Annotated in this window: 17 protein-coding genes; 7 read left to right on the forward strand and 10 right to left on the reverse strand. The window is 62.0% G+C overall.

The genetic code is table 11. The features are described from left to right. The 7 genes from G7048_RS25485 (at position 1) to G7048_RS25515 (ending at position 5,210) form a co-directional block, all read left to right on the forward strand. Positions 1 to 393, forward strand: a complete 393-nt coding sequence (locus G7048_RS25485; RefSeq protein WP_166071287.1) for a RidA family protein — start codon at positions 1 to 3, stop codon at positions 391 to 393. A gap of 40 nt (positions 394 to 433) precedes the next feature. Beyond that, the gene (locus G7048_RS25490; RefSeq protein ID WP_166071820.1) at positions 434 to 1,234 is read left to right on the forward strand and encodes a 2-keto-4-pentenoate hydratase; all 801 of its coding nucleotides are present in this window, start codon (positions 434 to 436) and stop codon (positions 1,232 to 1,234) included. Positions 1,235 to 1,262: 28 nt separating this feature from the next. After that, entirely contained in the window at positions 1,263 to 2,057 is a 795-nt protein-coding gene (locus tag G7048_RS25495; RefSeq protein WP_166071288.1) for a 2-keto-4-pentenoate hydratase, read from the forward strand. Between the two features lie 42 nt (positions 2,058 to 2,099). Further along, on the forward strand, positions 2,100 to 2,528 hold the full coding sequence (locus G7048_RS25500) for a RidA family protein (RefSeq protein ID WP_166071289.1): 429 nt from the start codon (positions 2,100 to 2,102) through the stop codon (positions 2,526 to 2,528). A gap of 131 nt (positions 2,529 to 2,659) precedes the next feature. Continuing rightward, positions 2,660 to 3,253, forward strand: a complete 594-nt coding sequence (locus G7048_RS25505; RefSeq protein ID WP_166071290.1) for a 3-hydroxyanthranilate 3,4-dioxygenase — start codon at positions 2,660 to 2,662, stop codon at positions 3,251 to 3,253. Further along, complete coding sequence (locus G7048_RS25510; RefSeq protein ID WP_166071291.1) at positions 3,250 to 4,245, forward strand: amidohydrolase family protein; 996 nt, start codon at positions 3,250 to 3,252, stop codon at positions 4,243 to 4,245. The genes G7048_RS25505 and G7048_RS25510 overlap by 4 nt, the downstream gene beginning before the upstream one ends. A gap of 524 nt (positions 4,246 to 4,769) precedes the next feature. Next, a complete protein-coding gene (locus tag G7048_RS25515; protein ID WP_166071292.1) occupies positions 4,770 to 5,210 on the forward strand; it encodes a hypothetical protein in 441 nt (146 codons plus the stop codon). A 204-nt stretch (positions 5,211 to 5,414) separates the two neighbouring features. Here G7048_RS25515 and G7048_RS25520 read toward each other — a convergent pair whose 3' ends face one another. The 10 genes from G7048_RS25520 to G7048_RS25565 all read right to left on the reverse strand — a co-directional run bounded on the left by G7048_RS25520 (position 5,415) and on the right by G7048_RS25565 (position 20,877). Continuing rightward, a complete protein-coding gene (locus G7048_RS25520; RefSeq protein ID WP_205750433.1) occupies positions 5,415 to 6,857 on the reverse strand; it encodes an aldehyde dehydrogenase family protein in 1,443 nt (480 codons plus the stop codon). A gap of 382 nt (positions 6,858 to 7,239) precedes the next feature. Then, positions 7,240 to 9,141 carry a PD40 domain-containing protein gene (locus tag G7048_RS25525; RefSeq protein ID WP_166071822.1) on the reverse strand — a complete coding sequence of 634 codons (1,902 nt, stop codon included), beginning with the start codon at positions 9,139 to 9,141 and terminating at the stop codon, positions 7,240 to 7,242. 140 nt (positions 9,142 to 9,281) lie between these two features. Continuing rightward, positions 9,282 to 10,457: a lactonase family protein gene (locus G7048_RS25530; RefSeq protein ID WP_240933412.1), complete on the reverse strand. Its 1,176-nt coding sequence runs from the start codon at positions 10,455 to 10,457 to the stop codon at positions 9,282 to 9,284. Positions 10,458 to 10,651: 194 nt separating this feature from the next. Beyond that, positions 10,652 to 11,581: a helix-turn-helix domain-containing protein gene (locus G7048_RS25535; RefSeq protein ID WP_166071293.1), complete on the reverse strand. Its 930-nt coding sequence runs from the start codon at positions 11,579 to 11,581 to the stop codon at positions 10,652 to 10,654. Positions 11,582 to 11,739: 158 nt separating this feature from the next. Continuing rightward, complete coding sequence (locus G7048_RS25540; protein ID WP_166071294.1) at positions 11,740 to 14,130, reverse strand: RND family transporter; 2,391 nt, start codon at positions 14,128 to 14,130, stop codon at positions 11,740 to 11,742. Then, complete coding sequence (locus G7048_RS25545; RefSeq protein WP_240933413.1) at positions 14,127 to 15,266, reverse strand: YCF48-related protein; 1,140 nt, start codon at positions 15,264 to 15,266, stop codon at positions 14,127 to 14,129. Before G7048_RS25545 ends, G7048_RS25540 begins: the two co-directional genes overlap by 4 nt. Then, complete coding sequence (locus G7048_RS25550) at positions 15,263 to 16,639, reverse strand: DUF1329 domain-containing protein (RefSeq protein ID WP_166071295.1); 1,377 nt, start codon at positions 16,637 to 16,639, stop codon at positions 15,263 to 15,265. Before G7048_RS25550 ends, G7048_RS25545 begins: the two co-directional genes overlap by 4 nt. A 35-nt stretch (positions 16,640 to 16,674) precedes the next feature. Further along, positions 16,675 to 18,276 (reverse strand): DUF1302 domain-containing protein, encoded by a 1,602-nt coding sequence (locus tag G7048_RS25555; RefSeq protein ID WP_166071296.1) that lies wholly within the window; start codon positions 18,274 to 18,276, stop codon positions 16,675 to 16,677. A gap of 93 nt (positions 18,277 to 18,369) precedes the next feature. Continuing rightward, positions 18,370 to 19,269, reverse strand: a complete 900-nt coding sequence (locus G7048_RS25560; protein ID WP_166071297.1) for a phosphate ABC transporter substrate-binding protein — start codon at positions 19,267 to 19,269, stop codon at positions 18,370 to 18,372. A gap of 51 nt (positions 19,270 to 19,320) precedes the next feature. Continuing rightward, positions 19,321 to 20,877: an acetolactate synthase large subunit gene (locus G7048_RS25565; RefSeq protein WP_166071298.1), complete on the reverse strand. Its 1,557-nt coding sequence runs from the start codon at positions 20,875 to 20,877 to the stop codon at positions 19,321 to 19,323. Between the last annotated feature and the right edge of the window lie 22 nt (positions 20,878 to 20,899).

Below are 20,899 nucleotides of genomic sequence, written 5' to 3' on the forward strand. Positions count from 1 at the left end.
ATGCGTGAACTCATCACCAGCAAAAATGGCCCGCAGCCGCGTTTCATGTACACGCCCTGCGTGAAGAATGGACCGCTCGGCGTGGTCTCCGGCATGGTGGCGCTCGACCCCGAAACGGGCAAGCTGATCGACGGCGACGTGGCCGCGCAGACGCAGCGCATCTTCGACAACCTGTACCTCGCCCTGCCCGACTACGGCTTTGCGATGCAGGACCTGATGCTCGCTCGCATCTACACCACCTGCATGGAGCAGTTCCCGCGCATCAACGAGGCGTGGGAAAAGCAATTCACGCCGATCACGCAAGTGGCACCGCCTGCACGCACTTCGGTGGGTGTGAGCGCGCTGCCGCTTGGTGCGCTGGTCGAGATCGAATTCATGTTCCATCGCAACTGAATCAGAACAGAAAGAAAGACAGAAAGGCCCCGCCATGTCGATGAACGAACAAACCATCCAATCCCTCGCCGACCGCCTCTGGCAGGCCGAGCAGACCAACCAGCCCATCCCCGCGATTCGCGATGAGATCACAGCGCTGGGCGGCGACAGCATCGCCGTTGCCTACGCCGTGCAGCAGAACATCACCGCGCGTCGCTTGAAGCTCGGTCATCGTCTGGTCGGTCGCAAGATCGGCCTCACATCGGTGGCCGTGCAAAAGCAGCTCGGTGTGGACTCGCCCGACTTCGGCGCGCTGTTTGCCGAGATGGCCGTGGGTGATGGCGAAGAGATCGCCTGGAATCGCCTGCAGCAGCCCAAGGCCGAAGCAGAAATCGCCTTGATTCTGGACCGCGACCTCGTGCACGAGCGTCACACGGTGGCCGACATCATCAGCGCCACGGCCTACGCGGTGGCGTCCATCGAAGTGGTGGGCAGCCGCATCAGCAACTGGGACATCCGCCTTGTGGACACCGTGGCCGACAACGCATCGTCGTCGATGTTCGTGCTGGGCACCCGTCCCGTGCAGCTGTCCAGGCTCGACCTGACCGGTTGCGGCATGCGCATGGATTGCCGTGGCGAGCCGGTGTCGGTGGGCGTGGGCGCGGCCTGCCTTGGCAACCCGCTGAATGCCGCCGTCTGGCTGGCCAACACCATGGTGCGCATGGGCACGCCGCTGAAGGCGGGCGATGTGGTGATGACCGGCGCGCTCGGCCCCATGGCCGTGGCCAAGCCCGGCGATGTGTTCACCGCGCAGATCGAAGGTCTGGGCTCGGTGAGCGCCGTGTTCGGCGCACAGAAGTAACTAAAGCAATAAGAACGGAGAGTGTGAAATGAACAAGATCGGCACCTATCACGACAAGATCGCACAGGCGGCGAAGCTGCTGGACGACGGCGCGCACAAAGCCACCGAAGTGGAGCAGTTCCCCGCAGGCCACTTCAACCTGACGGAAGCGTATGAGATTCAACGCGCATCGATCGCGCACCGCATCGAGCGCGGCGAGAAGATGGTGGGCATCAAGCTGGGCTTCACCAGCCGCGCCAAGATGATCCAGATGGGCGTGGACAGCCTGATCTGGGGCCTGCTGACCGACCAGATGCTCGAAGAAGAAAGCGCGGTCGTGAACTTGAAGCGCTACATCCACCCACGCGTGGAGCCCGAAGTCTGCTTCGTCACCAAGAAGACCATCGACGACCCGCTCACGGCGCTCGAAGCGGTGGACTATCTGGAAGCCGTCGCCCCCGCCATGGAAATCATCGACTCGCGCTACCGCAACTTCAAGTTCACGCTCGAAGACGTGGTGGCCGACAACTGCTCGTCCGCTGGCTTGGTGGTCGGTGCGTGGTCGCGCAAGTTCGATGCACTCACCAACGCCGGCGTGCGCATGCAGGTCAACGGCCGCAACGTGCAAGTGGGCTCGACAGCGGCCATCCTCGGTCACCCGCTGCGCTCGGTGGTGCAGGCATCGCGTCTGCTGCATGGCGCCAACATGAGCCTGCCCGCAGGCTCGCTGATCATGGCCGGTGGCGCTACCGCCGCCGAAGCGCTGGCTCCCGGCATGAGCGTGGAATGCCACATCGGCAGCGGCGACACGTCGCTCGGCTCGGTGATGTTCCATACCGCCTGAAGACCGGCGCAAACAATCTGAAAGATGGAAGGAGACAAAGGCATGTCCGACAAGAACAAGGCAACCGTCGTTGAAGGCAAAGCGACACCACGCGGCAAGTTCCCGCACATCAAGCGGGCGGGGGATTTCCTGTACGTCTCGGGCACCAGCTCGCGCCGCAAGGACAACACCTTCGAAGGCGTGCAGGTCGACGCGATGGGCGTGACCAACCTCGACATCCGCGCGCAGACCCGCGCGGTGATCGAGAACATCCGCGACATCCTGATAAGCGAAGGCGCGGATCTGAGCGACCTGGTCGAATGCGGCGTGTTCCTCGTGAACATGAACGACTTCGGCGGCTACAACGAAGTCTGGGCCGAGTACTTCGACTTCAACGGACCCACGCGCACGACGGTGGCGGTGCACCAACTGCCGCATCCTCACCTGCTGATCGAAATAAAAGGCGTGGCGTACAAAAAAATCACCCCCTGAGGCGCTGCGCGCCTTCCCCCTCTCTCGCTGCGCGGGAGGGGGACGCAGCCTCGCCGCAGGGCGGCCTTTGCTTGGCTGCCGCTCGCCTTGGCCAACGCCGTGAGCAACCACTGAAACAGGAGACAAATACCATGCTGAAATACGGACGCGCACTCAATTTCCAGCGCTGGATAGACGAGCACGAGCACATGCTCAAGCCGCCGGTCAACAACGCGCAGGTGTGGAAGGATGGCGACTTCATGGTCACCGTCGTCGGTGGCCCGAACGGTCGCTCGGATTTTCACGACGATCCCATCGAAGAGTTCTTCTACCAGTTCAAGGGCAACGCGTTTCTGCTGGTGCTCGATCGCGGCAAGTACGAACGCGTGGAACTGAAGGAAGGCGACATCTTTCTGCTGCCTGCGCACGTGCTGCATTCGCCGCAACGCCCCGAAGCCGGCAGCCTGTGTCTGGTGGTGGAACACACCCGCCGCAAGGACCAGATCGACGCACTGCAGTGGAATTGCGCATGCTGCGGACAGCTCATCAAGCGCTACGAAATGAACCTGCAGAGCATCGTCGCCGACCTGCCGCCGGTCTACGAACAGTTCTACGCCACCAATGAACAGGAGCGCACCTGCACCAGCTGCGGCACCGTCCATCCCGGTCGCGACTACCCCACCTGGCACAAGCAACTGGCCGCATCCAAACTGAACCCGATCGCACAGCAAGGAGTCTCTGCATGATCGACATGCACTCGCATTTTTTCCCGTTGATCACGCAGAAGGAAGCCGCCGCCGTCGATGCCGAACTCGCGCCCTGGCTGGCCGCTGAACCCGGCGCGCGCGAAGGCCAGATCATGGTGGGCAACAAGCCCTTCCGTCCGGTCTACCAGGCGCTGTGGGACCCGGATTTCCGCTTGAAGGAAATGGACGAGCAAGGCATCGACGTGCAGATCGTCTGCGCCACGCCCGTGATGTTCGGCTACTCGTGGGACGCCCACAAGGCCGCCGACTGGGCCGCGCAGATGAACGACAAAGCCGTCGCTTTCTGCGCCGCGCACCCCACACGCTTCAAGGCGCTGTCGCAAGTGCCGCTGCAGGACCTGAAGCTCGCCTGCGCCGAAGCGCTGCGCGCCAAGAAAGCGGGCTGCGTCGGCGTGCAGATCGGCAATCACGTCGGCGACAAGGACATGGACCACCCCGACATCGTGGACTTCCTGATCTTCTGCGCCGAAAACGACATCCCGATTCTGGAGCACCCCTGGGACATGATGGGCAGCCCCGGCCGCATGAAAAACTGGATGCTGCCGTGGCTAGTCACGATGGCAGCGGAAACGCAGCTCTCGATGATGTCGCTGATTCTGTCCGGCGCATTCGAGCGCATTCCCGAATCGCTCAAGATCTGCTTCGCGCATGGCGGCGGAAGTTTTGCCTACCTGCTAGGCCGCGCAGACAACGCATGGAAGCACCGCGACATCGTGCGCAAGGACTGCCCGCGCCCTCCTTCGGAATACGCCCGCCGCATGTTCGTGGACTCCGCCGTGTTCGACCCCGGCGCCCTCAAGCTGCTGACCGACGTGATGAGCACCGACAACATCATGCTCGGCTCCGACTACCCGTATCCACTCGGCGAACAGCGCATCGGCAAGCTGGTCAAGGACGTGGAATTCTTCAACGCCAAACAGCGTGAAGACATTCTGCAGAACAACGCGCGCAAGTTCTTCAATCTGGGTTGACGCGAACTGTTCTGTTGGTCCGAAAACATAGAGCCCGCTCTCGTGAGGAGAGCGGGCTCTTTTTCGTGGGCCGTCGATGCCGCGCGGGCTTGTCGGACGCCTGTGTTCGCGCCAAACGGTGAATGGTCCAGTGTGCGGCTGGCTGGTGCGTGGCAGCGAGGAAAAGTGCCACATTTCTAAAGAGCGTTGGGAGAGCCGCGATTGCAGCCCAATGCATGCTACTCGCTTCCAGCCTCAAGCGAAATTCCTGCGGAGCGATGCCTGCGTCGACTCCAGGCTGAGAGCTGACATAAGAGCTTCAACATCGAGTGTCGGCGGCGATCAACAGCTGAATTTGATGGTCTCTGGCTGCAATCTCCAAGAATCGGCATTCAAGGATTTCCGCAGCTCTTGTCGGCGACCACCCCGACCCGGACCGGCCCCTTGGCGACGATTCACCATCCATTCAGGCAAAATCCAACTGATAGGGGCAGCTTGGAGTCAAATCTGCCGGGAAGCCCACCTTGAAGAATGGAACAACATCAATGGCACTGACGAAAAAGGGCGAGTTCATGTACGGGACGACGTCCGGTGACACCCAAGCGGAGCTGCGCAGCTACAGCGTTGCGAATGGCTATGAGGCCGTCCGGTTTGCCTCGTCCAAATGCGATTGCGGGTGCCGGACTTTTGCGCTGCAGACCGATGAAGAAGCCGGCGTGGCAATCCGCACGTGCAGCGACTGCGGGCAGGAACACCTCATGGGCGACAGCGCGGACTACGTTGAACAGGCCGCCCCCGGCGGGCACGTGTGCGTGTGCGAGAACGAGGTATTCGAGCTGGTATCCGGCGTCTCCGTGTACAAGGGCACACATGACGTGCGCTGGTACTACATCGCTTGCCACTGCGTGGAATGCAATCTGGTTGGGGTCTTCGCAGACTGGAAGTGTGAAGCGGGTGATGCGGCGGCCTTCCTCGCCAAGGTATGAGCGTGCCCCACGCAAAGATCCCACTCGCAGGCTCGAGCGACCGAGGAGTGTCCTGAGCTGGTCGGTAGACTTGGCGGTATCAATGACGGCAATCGCTGCCCCGCAAACATTCGCCACCAAGGCACGAAGGGCAGCGGCGGGTCGAGAACACCTACAGCCGCACCAAACGCCCCAAGAACCCCCAGACCGTCAGCAAGGCAATATTCAAACCCCGAGATACGTCGTCTTCACCGTAGTGAAAAACTCCTGCGCATAACGCCCCTGTTCACGCGGGCCGTAGCTTGATTCCTTGCGGCCACCAAAGGGCACGTGGTAGTCCACACCGGCGGTTGGCAGGTTGACCATGACCATGCCTGCCTGGCTGTGTCGTTTGAAATGTGTGGCGTATTTCAGTGAGGTTGTGGCGATGCCGGCGGAGAGACCGAATGGCGTGTTGTTGGCCTCGAACAAAGCGGCGTCGTAGTCCTGCACGCGGATGATGCTTGCGACCGGGCCGAAGACTTCTTCGCGGTTGATGCGCATGGCGCTCGTGGTGTCGGTGATCAGCGCGGGGGCCATGTAGAAGCCGTTCTTGTCCAGTTCAAGACGCGCGCCACCGGCCACCAGATTGCCGCCCTCGTGCTGGCCGATTTCCACATAGCTCAGGTCTTGCTCCAGTTGTGCGCGCGAGACCACCGGGCCGATGTCGATGCCGGCGGCCAAGGCATCGCCTACCTTGAGCGTTGCCATGCGTGCTTTCATCGCGTCCACAAAACGGTCGTGAATGCCGTCCGTGACGATGATGCGGCTGGACGCGGTGCAGCGTTGGCCGGTGGAGAAGAACGCACTTTGCACGCACAGCTCCACCGCTTGGTCGAGATTGGCATCGTCGAGCACCACTTGCGGGTTCTTGCCGCCCATTTCGAGCTGCACCTTCTTGAGGCTTTGCACGCATTGCTGCGCGATGCGCGAACCCACGGTCTGCGAGCCCGTGAAGCTGATCGCGTTGATGCCCGGATGGTTCACCAGTGGATCACCGATCACGCTGCCCCGCCCCATCACCAGATTGAACACGCCCGCAGGAATGCCGCTGCGACTGATGATCTCGGCCAGCGCCCACGCGCTGCCCGGCACCAGATCCGCGGGTTTGAACACCACGCAGTTGCCATAAGCGAGCGCAGGCGCAATCTTCCACGCCGGAATCGCAATCGGAAAATTCCAAGCCGTGATGATGCCCACCACGCCCATCGGTTCACGGGTCACTTCCACACTCACGCCGGGACGCACGGATGGCATGACTTCACCCGCCAGCCGCAGACACTCGCCCGCAAAGAACTTGAAGATATTGCCCGCTCGCGTGACCTCGCCAATCCCCTCAGGCTTGGTCTTGCCTTCCTCGCGCGACAGCAGCGTGCCCAGCTCCTCGCGCCGAGCGAGGATTTCCGAGCCGATCTTGTCGAGCGCATCCGCGCGCGCCTGAATCCCGGAAACCGACCACGACGCAAACGCCGCACGCGCGGCGCTCACCGCACTGTCGAGCTGCGCCGCATCGGCCTGTGCATACTCGCCGATCACGTCGGACGTGTCGGAAGGATTGATGTTGGGCGAGTAGCTGCTGCCAGCAAACCATGCGCCGTCGATGAAATTGTCGAATTGGGAGATCGTCATAAGAACACACAGACAAAAAAATGCGCGATCACAACCCAAGGGTCATGAATCGCGCGAGCTTGAAGGAACGAACAAAAGAAAGTCAAAAAGGAAAATCAAATACCCAAACTACCAAAGCGTCTCGCGAAGTCGCGAGATGCCGCACGAGCAACGCGAAGTGCCCCTCCTCCCCGCATTCCACTGACTCACGGCGGTTGTCCGAACGGAGCGCCCTGGCGCGCAGTGAGTTCTGCCGTGGGTATTCAAAGCGCGTTTTTGGTTACTTTTTGCGCGCAAGCAAAAAGTGACTCCGCCGCCGGGCGGAACTCCCGGCACCGGAAAACAACCACCCAGCAGAAGCAAAAAATCAGCCCCCTCCCCAAAACATGAGGAGGGGAAAACATCACCGAGAAGAAGGCACAAACAGAGGCATGGAATCCTCCCACTTGCTATCGGTAAGCAAGCGCTTACCCGACCCATCCGTATTCATCACATAGATCTGCCCATACTGCTGGAACGTCTGCTCATACAAAGCAGCCTCATCCCGGAACCCATGCTGCGAGCCGCTCCACAGAATGCGTCCATCGGCAGACCACACCGCATGCCCATCGCTGGATTCGTGATCCGTGCAGCGATACAGATCGGTTCCATCCGGACGAATCGTGTAGACGTCGTAGTTGCCATCCTCGCGCTTGCGAGTAAAGACGATGCGCTGGCCGTCCGGTGACCAGCCGGGCATGTTGTCCTGCCCGTTGGTCAGCACGCGGATCTTGCGGGTCTCGAGATTCAGAATGCGCAGGCCGCGCTCGTCCTTGCCCCACACACGGTAGGCAATCTCCGTGCCGTCACCCGAATAGCTCGGGAAGCCCGCGTTGATCGTGCCATCCGTCAGTTGCTCGGCGCCTGTGCCATCGCGGCGCACACGCCACAAGGCTGCGGCCATGGTGTTGCGCTCGAAGAACCAGTAGCCCAAGCCGAAAGCCAGCCATTGATCGTCCGGCGACCAGCAAGGCTGGAACGCACCGGCAAGCCCCATGCGGACCTTGGCCTCGTTCAGGCCTTGGCCGGATGATTCGAACACCTTGCGCTTGTCCGTGCCGTCACCGCGCATCACCCACAGCGAGCTGTTGCCCAGTTGCTTGTCGGTGAAGGCAATCCAGCCGTCGCGCGACATCAGCGGGTAGACGTCGATGTGGCGATATTCAAAGTCCGAATCCCAGCTGAACAACGGCTTCATCAGCGGACGTACCGGTTTGAAATTCACCTTTTCGTAGATGACCGATTTGCCATCGGCCGTCCAGTTCGGCGCACGCACAAAGGTCTGCTTGACCGGGGCGCGATTCGACGTGTAGGCCAAGCCTTCGTTGGGGCCGTACTTGATCAGATAGCCGATCTCGGTATTGCTGACGTACTGCGGCTGAATCTTGAGGTCCGTACCCGTCGTGTGCTCCACGCGGTCGCCGCCCGTGGCTGCGTCCACGGACACGATCTGCGAATAAGCCTTGCCGATGTAGTTGGGACGGCGTGCGCCCCAGGTGGCTTCCACGGTCATTTCGTAGAACACGATGCGCTTGCTGTCGGGCGACCACTTGGGCGAGCCAAGGCAGTATCCGGGCTTGCCGACGACCTTGCGGAAACCGGTACCGTCCGGGCGAATCGCGTAGATCGCCAGTTCCTGCGTGTGCTCCCAGCCCTGCCCTTGGTCGTGGCCAGTCCACTCGGTATCACGATCGCTGGAGAAGGCAATCCACTTGCCATCGGGCGACCATGAAGGACGGAAATAACAATCGGGCTTGCCTTCCTTGCCGCGCACGTCGCCAATGCCGGTGAGCTGCGTGAGGCGGCCCGAGTACACATCCTTGAGCCAGATGTTGGCGCGGTAACCATTGCGCGTGGACACGAATGCGAGCAGACGGCCATCGGGCGAGAGTGCGGCGGCGTCGTCCATCGAATCATCGACGATGACGGGCGCTACGCCCGTACCGTCGGGACGTGCACGGTAGATATCGGACTGGCCATCGCCACGGCGCTCGGAGGTGAACAGCACCCAGTCGCCATTGCTCGACAGGCTGGCGTTGTAGTCGAAGTCTCCATCCAGCAAAAGCTTGCGCTCGTTGCTGCCGTCCAGATTGGCGATGTACAGCTCGGAGACCGACGGCGCGATGCGGTTCATCAGCATCACGCCCTTCTTGCTCGCCGCCTGCGTGGTGGCGGCTTGCGCCTGTGCGCGCGCCAGACCGGCCAAAGGCATCTGTGCTGCGAACGCTGCAGAACCCAGTAAACGTAGAGTCTTTCTGCGATCCATCATTTGGAAATTGCTCCTGAATATCTATTTGAGTTTTTGGAAACTGTTGAAAGCAACGAAACCCGAACCCGGCCACTTGTTCTTGTGCCACCCCTCGCACCGGTGTTCGCCATGTGATCGACTCCAGGCTTGCGCCGGAATCAATCCACAAAGGTGAGACTGATGGGCGCTGGTGATTCGGCGGATTGACCCGTGTCCTTCAGTTGACCAGTAACGGAATCCACGCTGAACACGTTCACGCGGTTGCTGCGCTCGTTGGCGACCAGCAGCCACTTGCCGGAAGCGTGCAGTGCAAAGGTCCATGGGTTCTCGCCGCCACAGGCTATGGTTTGAATGAGCGACAGCTCACCGTTGTCCGCATTGGTGGCGTAGACCTGCAACTGGTTCTCGCCGCGCACGCCGACGTAGACAAACCGAGCATCGGCGCTGCTGGCAATCTCAGAGCCGCTCCTGGCACCCGCGAACTGCGCGCTGTGGGTCTGCAGGTTCTGCACCTGCGTGAATGTCCCTTGCTGGGTATCCCAACGCAAGGTGGTCAATTCCGCCGTCAACTCGCTGAGCAGGTGCACAAAGCGCTGGTCCTTGCTGAACACCAGATGCCTTGGACCACTGCCCGCTGCGGCCACATAGGCTTGCGCTGGGTCGGCCACCGACAGCTTGTGGCTGGAGCGATCAAATGCGTAGGCATAGACACGGTCGGTTCCCAGATCGGGCGCAAGCACATGTTTGCCGCTGGCGTCCACAAACACGCCATGCGCGTGCGGACTGGCCTGACGGCGATGCGGGCCAGTGCCTTGGTGCTTGATGGTGGAAGCCAAAGCGCCCAGACTGCCATCGTCATTGAGCGCAATGCTGGAGACCGAACCGCCGCCGTAGTTGGACACCAGCAGGGTCTTGGACGCAGCATCGAGCCACAGATGGGTAGGACCGCTGCCGCCCGTGGCCTGATGGTTGACAGCGCGAAGCGCGCCACTCGATCGATCCACGGCGAAGGCCGTGACCTTGCCATCTGGCGTGCCGTCATCGCTCGTCATGTAGAGAATCGGCAATGTGGGATGGGCCACACCCCAGCGCGCCTTGGGCAGATCAGCTGCCGAATCAAGGCTCGTCAACTGACCCGATCCCGCATCGAATCGCAGCGCGCGCAGGCCGTTGCCGTTCACGCCCACATAGACCAGTGCAGTCTGCGACTGGCTCAGGGCCATCAGGTCTTCGGCGCACATGCCGTATTCGCTGGCCGAAAGCGTGAGCGAGAAAATCGCTGCGCTGATGACGCCTTGCCAACGCAGTGCGCCGGGTTTGAGGTTCCACTTCACGTTCTTCAATTCCTGTATTTGCGGATCGCGAGCACATGAAAATGGCCTGCGTCCGTATGTCTCCTGATGGATTGAAGAATAGTGAGTACGCCGCGCAACGCCACTACACAAAAGAGAGATTCACTGGCACTTTTCTTCGTGCCCGCTCTTGTGGGCCGGTGCCGTTTGATGTATATCAACCGACACCATTTGCCTCAGGCTGACGCAGCGTGCGGCTGATGCCTTGCGGTGATGCGGAACTGGCTAGGTGATTGCCCTACCTCCTTGCGAAAGAAGCGCGTGAAATAGGCCGCATCAGAGAAGCCCAATCCAAACGCGATCTGCTCCATCGACATTTCGCCAAAAATCAGATGCCGCTTGGCTTCGGTGATAAGCCGTGCATGGATCATCTTGGTAGGGCTCTGCGCAGCCACCGCAGCACAAGCGGTGCGCAGTTGCACCAACGATACCGCCAGCATCGATGCGTAGTTTTGAAGTTGGAGGTGCTGACGGTAATGCTGCTCGATCAGCTCGCGGAACCGCTCGACCAGGCGCGACTCCTTGGGACTCGGGCCATCCTCAGGGATCACCTGATTGAGGTGGCTGCGACGCACCAACATCAACAGCAGCAAGGTCAGCAAGGCCTCGGTTCCCACCACATGTCCAGAAGGCTTGTTCGCGATTTCCGAGCCCAATTGCGTGATGATGGTGAACATCTGCTGTGCGGTTTCGGACTCGTCCGCCAACGGGATCGTGAGTGGTGCGGCCCACAAACGACTGAACTCCGGCAGCCGCGTGTTCACCTGCTTGAGGTAAGTGACATCAATCGTCACCACCCAACGGTCCACATCCATGTCGTAGCGCATGCCGTGCACTGTTTCGGTGGGCAGCAGCAGCACGCAAGGCCCCTGAAAGGGAACCGCGCGCCCCTCCAGATTCACCGCACCGCTGCCGCTGCGCACGAAGATCACCTGCCCGTAATCGGGATGCGAGTGCACATCGGTCTTCCAGCGCCCCCGGTCGGTCACATGGCCTACGTTGACGAACCAGCTTTCCTCCGCTTCGGGCCGCTCCACATAGAGCCTGACCTTGGGAACCGTCTGGGAATTGCTGTCGTGCTTGGACGAGCGGAATTGCGTTGCCATCGCGTTGTCTCTCAAAAATCTGCTTTGACCAAAATGGTAAACGCTCACAGACGGCTTTCGCACAATTCACCTCGCGCCATGCATGTAAAGAAGCAAAAAGAAAAAGCCATCTGCACCGCTCACGAGCGCAGATGGCAAACCCACCAGGAATGCTTACCCTAGACTTTCTTGGACGATGGCAGCAGAAAGTGCGCCAGCGCTGGCAGCAGCACCAGTGCGCCGATCATGTTCACCACGAACATGAAGGCCAGCAGCACGCCCATGTCCGCCTGGAACTTGATGGGCGAGAACGCCCAGGTCGCCACGCCCACCGCCAGCGTGATGCCGGTCAGCATCACCACGCGGCCCGTGGATTGCAGCGAGCGTTGGTAGGCGATATGCAGCGATTCGCCCTTGCGCATTTCCGCCAGCATGATGCTGAGCACATAGAGTGCGTAGTCCACACCGATGCCCACACCCAGCGCCACCACCGGCAAGGTTGCCACCTTCAGACCGATGCCGAGCGCGACCATCAGCGCCTCCGACAGCACCGAGGTCAGGACCAGCGGAATGATGGCGCAGGCCACGGCACGCCAGGAACGGAAGGTGATGTAGCTGAGCACAATCACCGCCACGTAGACCAGCAGCAGCATGAAACGGTCCGCCTTTTTGACTACCGCGTTGGTCGCTGCCTCAAAGCCCGCGTTGCCAGCGGCCAGCAGAAAGCGCGCATCTTCCGAATCGTTCTGCTGCGCAAACTCTTCCACTGCAGCGCTCACGCGGCGCAGCGTGTCGGCCTTGTGGTCACGCAGGAACACCTGGATCTGCGGCAACGAGAAGTCTCCATCGACCAGACTGCGCGGCGCACGCGACGCAGCGGTGTTGAGGGCGCCCTGGTTGGGCGAAAGCTCGAACCAGCGCGGGTTGCCTTCGTTCATCGCCACCGCGTTCTGGCGCGCGAGCGACGCCAGCGACGCCGTGCTTTCGACGCCGTCGATCTGCCTCAGACGCCATTCCAGATCGTCGATACGCTCCAGCACCTCGTACTTGAGACCCGACTGCGCAGGCGTCTTCACCATCACCACGAACACGTCACTGCTGGTGGCGTAGTGCCGCGTGAGATAGGCGTTGTCCACGTTGTAGCGCGATTGCGGTCGCAGCTCCGGCGCGCCTTCATCGAGGTCACCGATCTGCAGACCCCGGCTGCCCAGCGCGCCGCCAACGCCCAGCAGCACGGCGCACAGGATTGCCACCAGCGCCCAGCGTCTTTCGGTGAAACGCGCGAGCATGGCCCACAAGCCGCCGACGCCGGTCGTGCCGTGTTCGACCACATCGTCACGCACCGCGCGTTGCGCCGCCTTGGCGCTCACGCCCGTGTAGCTGAGCAGCACCGGCAGCAGAATCAGGTTGGTGAACACCAGAATCGCCACGCCCAAGCTGGCGATGATGGCCAACTGACGGATCGAATGGATGTCGATGACCAGCAGCACAGCAAACCCCACGGCATCACAGGCCAGCGCGGTGAAACCCGCGATGAAGAGACGGCGGAAGGTATAGCGCGCCGCAACCAGCTTGTCGTAGCCACGGCCGATGTCCAGCATCACGCCGTTCATCTTCTGCGCGCCGTGGCTCATGCCGATGGCGAACACCAGAAACGGCACCAGCGCGGCATAAGGATCGAGCGAGAAGCCCAGCAGCGGCAGCACACCCAGTTGCCAGATCACGGCGATCATCGAACACATCACCACCAGCGCCGTGCTGCGCAGGCAGCGCGTGTACCACAGCACAATGGCCGTGACGATGGCGGCAGCCAGCGCAAAGAACGCCATCACCTCGACCAGACCCTCGATCATGTCGCCCGCCACCTTGGCAAAACCCGTCACGTGCAGCGAGAGCTTGTCACTGTCGTACTTGCTGCGCAGTACTTCCAAGCTTTGCGAGAGGGCCGCGTAGTCCAGCGCATTGCCCGACTCGTCGCGCTCGGCCAGCGGAATGATCAATGCCGAAGATCGGTAATCCTTGGCCACCAGTTGGCCTACTTCCCCCGAGCGCTCGATGTTCAGGCGCACGCGCTGCAGAGCACTGGCCGATCCGTCAAAGCCGCTGGGCATGACGGTGCCGCCTTCGAAGCCGTTCTCGGTCACCACGGTCCAGCGCGTGGACGGTGTCCACAGCGATTTCATCTGGCCGCGCACCACGCCCGGCAGGTTGAAGACATCGTCATTGATCTTCTTGAGCGACTCCAGATACTGCGCATCCAGAATGCTGCCCTCGCCCTTGCGCTCGACCACGATGCGCAGGCTGTTGGCCTGCGAGACCAGCTTCTTGCGCTCTGCCAGATAGTTCTGCAGATAGGGGTGCGACAGCGGCAGCATGCCCTCGAAGCTCGCATTCGGCGTGATGCGTGTGGCCTGAAAGCCCAGCAGCAGCGTGAAGACCACGCACAGCACGATCACCGCAATGCGGTTGTTGAAGACCAGCCGTTCCAGCCAGTTGCCCGAGTCGGGGTCGAACGATTTCTGATACGTCACTTTGGGCGGCTGCACAGGGCTTGCCAGGTTCACACTCATGTCGATTTCCCCTTGGCATCGGGCGACTCGGATGCCGTCTGCAATTCAGCGCGCTCCACGCGCATGAGTCCACGCGACCCCGCCATCACCAACGCGCCATCGGGCGTGATGGCCATGGCGCTGAACGGATAGCGCAGCTTGAGTCCCACCCCCTTGAAGCTGCGACCGGAATCGCCACTCACCAGCAATTGCCCCGCCTGCCCCGCGAGCAGCACGCGGCCATCGTCGAGCTGCAGACCAGTGAACAGCGATGCGTCCACCGGCGTCTGCACCGTGGCCCATGGCTCTCCGGGCGCTCCGCTGTGGAACACCTTGCCGCGCAGGCCGTACATGAGCAGCGTGCCGTCGCGCAGCGTGAGCGCTCCGAACAGGCTGCCCGTGCTGGGCGAATCGGCAGCGGTGAACGCACCGTTATGACCAGCCGAACGCAGCAGAATGCCCTGCTCGCCCAGCAGCCATTGCTCGTCGAATCGCGATGCATATCCGTAGAGGCTGAGTCCATCAGGATTGGGCAGCTTCTGCATTTGCGAGGTCCACGTCGTTCCACCATCGGTGCTGGAGAACGCCAGACCATAGGCACCGATCACGAGCAGCGAACCGTCGGATCGCACGATGATGTCGGTGAACGGCTTGTCCGCGCCTTCGCTCACCAAGCGCATCGCATCTTCAAGCGGTGCCTGCAGGCGCTGCGCCGCAGCGCCCGCGCTGGCGGCGGTGTATGCCGACTGTGCAGCCTTCAGCGTCAACTCGGCGGCGGTACGCCCGTCGAGCACCCGCTGCCAGGTAGCGCCTGCATCGCGGGTGCGCAGCACCACACCCATGTTGCCCACGGCCCAACCTTCGAGCTTGTTGGCAAAGCGCATGGCGGTGAGCGTGACGCTGACCGGCACCTCGGCCTGTTGCCACTGCCGACCGTTGTCGTCGGAGAAGACGATCAGGCCACGCTCGCCGCCCGCCACCAGCCGCAGACCGGCCCGCGCCACGCAGACCATGACGGCCTGCGTGGGCCGCACGGCCTTGATCGCGGGGCGCGACAGCGCCGTCTGGCGCTCTGCCGCATCCGAGATTGCGGGCAGCACCATGCACGCAGCCGCACACAGCAAGCTGCGGCGATCAACGCGGTTTGCGGAAGTCAACGCACGCCCCCGCTGGACAATGCCGCCGAGCTGTACTTGTTCAGTTCCTTGGCCAAGTAATTGCCGAACTGCACGCTGCCCGTGTCATGCAATGCCGCTGCGTACACATACGCACCTGCCTGCAGGTCATAGATCACGTAGCTCACGGTCATCGACATGGGTTGGTCGCTGGCCAGCAGCGTGTGCGCCTGACCGGTGCGCCACAACTTGCCCTGCGCGTCCCACGAATCCGACACCACGGCTTGCCATGTGTCCTCGTCCAGATACAGACGGCGCTTGGCCTGCACATTGCGCTTACCTTCCTTGAGCGTCATCTCCACCACCCACACGCGGCGCAGCTCCCAGCGCACGGCCTCGGGTGCAAGCAGCCCCTTGTTCACCACATCCTTGCTGGGCTTGGCGAACAGGCCATTGTTGTTGGCAGGGATAAGCAGTTCGCGCTTGCCGACCAGCTTGATGTTGTACTGGTCCTGCTCGCCCTGGAACAGATTCACGTCGTCAAAGCTGACCAGACCACCGCCCGATGCATCCGGCGCGTCGTGCGAGATCGAGGGCGACTTGCGCACGCGGCGCTGGCCCGGCAGGTATTGCCAGCCATCCTTTTGCTTGGCAAAACTGTCCACATACTCGATCGACAGCAACGACTGGCCGGAAATCGCGGCAGGCTCCAGATAGTCGATGCGCGTGCGCGAGACTTCGCCGTTGTTCTGCTCGGGCGTTCCGGCTGGATCGTAGTAGGGAACGGCGCGCTGGGTGCGCGAGCGCGCGGTCAGAATGCGGTCGCCCGAGGCGGTCATCACATACTTGTCGCTCACGATGTTGGTGACCTGACCACGGTAGCTCAGCGTGTGGTTCCACATGGCCTCGTTGCCGTCCTTGGGGATCGGAAACGGAATGCCACCGAACGCGCCTTCCACCGTCAATCCATCGTTGGTCAGCTTGGCGCGGGTCGCGTTCTTGAACACCTGGTCGTACACGCCCTGCGCGAAATTCGCGGTGCGGTGCGATGGATAGACGTCGATCTTGAACGCGGGCTGCTTGGCGAACAACGCCTTGGTGCCTTCGCTCAGTTGCTCCGCGTGTTCTGCGACATTGGCGGCGGTGATGGTAAAACGTGGCTTCTCGTTGGCATAGGGGTCGATGCGGCGGCCCTTGGCGTCGGGGTTGACCGCAGGTGCCTTGCCGTCCCAAGCGGGAATCGTGCCCTGCGCATTGGCCGCGCGTTCTGCGCCATAAGGCGTGAGCTTGGATTTGAGCGCAGCCGCTTCGTCAGGCGTGACACCAGCAAAGGCTTGCGTCGTTACCAGCACCATCAGTGCCGCTGCGAGTTGAATGGTCTTCGGGGTTGCTGTCGGGGTTGTCTTCGTCGTCATTTTTGTGATTCCTTGAAGTCAGGTTGTCTCTTGGATCAGAAGCTGGTCTGCAGGCTGAAGCGGATGTAGTCGCGATCAAGCATGGCTTGCGTGTCGATCTTTCCGAGGTAGCGCACGTACGACAGATTGGCCGTCCACTTGCTCAGATAGACACCGCTGATGCCCAGCACCAGATCGCCACCCTTGTTCGGGCTGCCCGCAAACGGGAAGGCCGTGTCGATCATCGAGTTGCCCTTGAACGACCAACCCAGATTGATCGACGGGCTCACATCCAGACCCGGCAGCACCTGGTAGTAGGTAGGAGTGAAGATCACACGCGCGCCGACACTGGTCTTGTTGCGCGTGGTGTCGATGATGCTGGCGTTGCGATCGATGGACATCACATGGTTGGCCGCGATTTCGCCGGTCAGGCTCGCGCCACCCCACAACGCCGATGGGCCGTAGACGTTGACCGTGGAGAGGTTCGCGTGCAGCGTCTTGCCCGTGGGATAAGCGGCGCTGCTGCCCAGATTGGTGTTGGTCCCACCGGCAGGGATCGACAGCGATCCTTGCTTTGCACCCAGCGGCTGACCAAAGCGCACCGAGGCTTCGCCCGACACGTTGGCATCGCCCACCTGCGTGCCGAAGCTGGTGCCCAGCACGCGGATGTTCTTGGGATAGGCAATCCAGTAGCGTTTGTTGGGCACCTGCGTGAAAACCTGCGGCGAAGTGTCCTGATAGCGCAGCGCGTAGAAGCCAAAATCGGTATCCAGCAGATCGCTGTGGGTGTTCAATGCCACGCCGAAGTTCGGGCTGTGCGAGCCCTTGATCTCACCTGCGTAATTCAGCTTCATCGTTCCCAGATCGAAAACCTCGCGGCCGGGGCCGAGGAAGTCCGCACTGCTGAAATAGCTGCCCGCTGGCGGCAGGCGCGTGGGCTTGAACTTCGCTTGGACGTAGGCCTCGACGCTGGTGCTTTCCGTGAGTTGCCAGGTGCCCGCGATCTGCGGCACGGGCATGGTGGTTTCCTTGGCCGTCGTGCCCGGAATGTTCAGCTTGTAGATGTCGGTCGGGGCCATGCCTTTGGCAATGCCGTTGTTGCCGAAGAACAGGCTGGTGCCCCAGATCTGCGCGAACTGACCGGCGCGCACGGACAGCCGCGTGTCGCCGATGTCGACCTTGCCGAACGCGAACAGGTCGAGCAGCTCGATGTTCTTGCCCGCCGCAGTGCTTGTGCCGTTGGTGAACTGGTTGTACGCCCCGCTCGTGATGTTGGCGGTGGCGGCAGAGTTGTTGTCGTTCGTGCGGTTGTAGACCGAGTCATACCACGCCGCTGCACTCATGCGAAAGCCGAAGCCGTCCTTTTGCACATCGAATTCGGTGAGCCAGTCCATGCGATTGGACATCAGGCCCTTCTGGATATTGCGGTCACCGTCGTCGTTGTTGCGCTTGGACGCCGCAGGCGAGATCAGCCCGCTGTCCGGGTTCTTCAGGCGGTAGCCGCCGCTGTACTTGAACGTGTTGTCCCAGCGCACCTGCCAGTCGCCATCGGGGTTCAGGTCCATGGCGTTCGCTGCTGCGCCTGCCAGCAGACCGCCCGCCAGCACGGCTACGGCCTGGCCCAGTTTGTGAAGTTTCACGGGGTTGTGCTTCTTCATGCTTGTCTCCTTCTCTTTCTGTTGTCGCGTTTTCGTCGTTGATTGAATGAAAGTGCGCGCCGCCGATCCCTCGCCCATGCGGCGCGCGAAGGCTCAGGAAAGACTGCCGGTCACGTCGTCAAACAGCTCGTCCACGCAGAGACGGCGCGGGATGATCTTCTGGTCGAGTGCCCAGTCGATGGCCATCTGCAGGCCCTTGCGATTGGCTTCGAGGCCGATGGGCGGAAACACCGCTGGCACGCCACCTTCGGTGAGTTCGCGGCTTTCCTTGACCATGCGGAAGATGTCGCGAACGATGTCGGGACGGTTCTTGGAGATGTCCTTGTGCACCACGAACATGTGGTTGATCGGCACCACGCCTTCGCGCGCATACCAGGCACGTGCGGCGGCCTGCGCATCGGGCACCAGCGTGCGCACGCGCGGGTCCTTGGGCATGTCTTCGCCGAGCAGTGCGGCGTCGAGCTCACCGGCCATCATCATGTCGGGGATGGACGAGCCCTTGGGCAGGCGAATGCAGTTCTCGGGATCGCTGTACTCGGCCAGGTGGCCGTCGCCCAACGTCATCCAGGTGACCTTGTCGAGATCGACGCCGTACTCGTGGCGCAGAATGCCGCGAATCCACAGGCCCGTGGTCTGCGCGTAGGTGCGCACGCCCACGCGCTTGCCTTCGATGTCCTTGGGATCGAGATGCCCGAAGTCGATGTTGAAGCCGCCGCAGTGGTGCTGAAAGCGACCGGAGATCGGCGCGGGCAGCAGCACATAAGGCTTGTTGTAGCTCTTGGCCTGCAGATAGGTGACGATGGCGAGCTCGCCCGCGTCGAACTGGCTCTCGCGCACCATGGCCTTGAAACCATTGTGCGCAGGCGTGGGGCCGCAGAAGTCGAGCTTGACGAGATCGGATTTCACGCGCCCGTCGCGCATGGCCTTGGTGACGGCGTATTCGGCCAGATTGGTGCGCAGGGTCGGCAGTTCAGTGGCGGTCGTGGTGGTCATGAGGTTGGTCTCCTGGTGTCTTTGAGTCGTGTGGTGTCTTGTCGAATGGGTTCAGAGCCGAACCTGGATGAGTACCGGGCCGGGCGTGCGCACGGAGTCGGCCATGGCCTTGTGGAAGGCTTCGGCGGTATCGACGGAAACGGAGGGCACGCCCATGCTCTTGGCCATGGCCTGCCAGTCGATGCTGGGGCGGTCGATGTCGATCATCGAGAGCGCGCGAGCGCCCGGAACGCCCGCGCCCATGTTGGCGTACTCGGCCTTCAGAATCGCGTAGCTGTTGTTCGCAAAAATGATGGTGGTGACGTTCAGGTTCTCGCGCGCCTGCGTCCACAGCGACTGGATGGTGTACATCGCGCTGCCATCACCCACCATGCAGAACACGCGACGGTCCGGGCAAGCCAGCGCCGCGCCGGTGGCGACCGGAGTCGCATAGCCGATGGAGCCGCCCAGGTTGTTGATCAGGTCGTGCGGCTTCGCACCCATGGTGTGGCCCATGGATTCGCGGCCGGTGGTAAGCGACTCGTCAACGACGATGCAGTTCTCGGGAATGGCGGCCGACAGCGCATGCGCAATCGACAGCGGATTGAGAGCCCCTTGCGGCACCACCACTTCCACGCGCTGCTGCAGCACCGGCTTGGCATGCGCTGCGCCCAGTTCATCGAGCAGAATCTCGAACGCCAGCGCGCTGTCTTCATCGGCTTCGACCAAGGTGTGCACCAGCGTGCCTTCGGCCTTGAGCAGGCTGGGCTTGTCCGGATAACTGAAGAACGCCACGGGCTCGCGCGTTTCCACGGTGATGATGTGCTTGAATCCCTTGAGGAATTCCGTGGCCTGGCCGACCGCATATGGAATGCGCTCGATCGGCACGCGCCCCGCCCCGCGCTCGATGCGTGCGGTGAAGAACTGCGAGCCAAGTCGCGCACCAGTGGCCGCGGCGATCTTGCCCGCACGCTCCAGCGCCAGCCCGCGCGTGGCCTTGTTGGCCAGAATGATCAGCGTGGGCTCGCCCGATTGCAGCACACGTGCGATGTGCGCAATGCGTGCGGCATCCGGGGCCTTGGGAACCTTGGGTTGAGCCGCGACGCGCTTGGGCAATTCGACCTGCGCGCTCACCTCGCGCCACGATGTGTCGCCCGGCAGAATCAGCGTGGCGATCTTGCCGGGGTGCTGCGATGCCTGCTCCACGGCCTGCACCGTGTCCCAGGCAATCGTGTCGGATGAATCCGCGCGGCGCACCCAGTGCGACAGCGGACGCGCCAGCCCTTCGATGTCGGAGGTGAGCGGCGGGTCGTACTTCAGGTGCGAAGTGGAATGCTCGCCGATGATGTTCACCATGCCCGACGACGCGCGCTTGGCGTTGTGGATGTTGGCAAGTCCGTTGGCAAGTCCGGGGCCCAGATGCAGCAGCGTGGATGCGGGCTTGTCCTTCATGCGATACCAGCCATCGGCGGCACCCGTTGCCACACCCTCGAACAAGCACAGCACGCTGCGCATCCTCGGGTTTTCCAGCGCGGCGAGAAAATGCATCTCGGACGTGCCGGGGTTGGCAAAGCAGATGTCCACGCCGTTGTCCACCAGCGTCTCGACCAGACTCTCAGCTCCGTTCATTGCCTTCGTCGCCTTCATCGAA

Source organism: Diaphorobacter sp. HDW4B (genome assembly GCF_011305535.1).
Classification (GTDB): Bacteria; Pseudomonadota; Gammaproteobacteria; order Burkholderiales; family Burkholderiaceae_C; genus Diaphorobacter_A.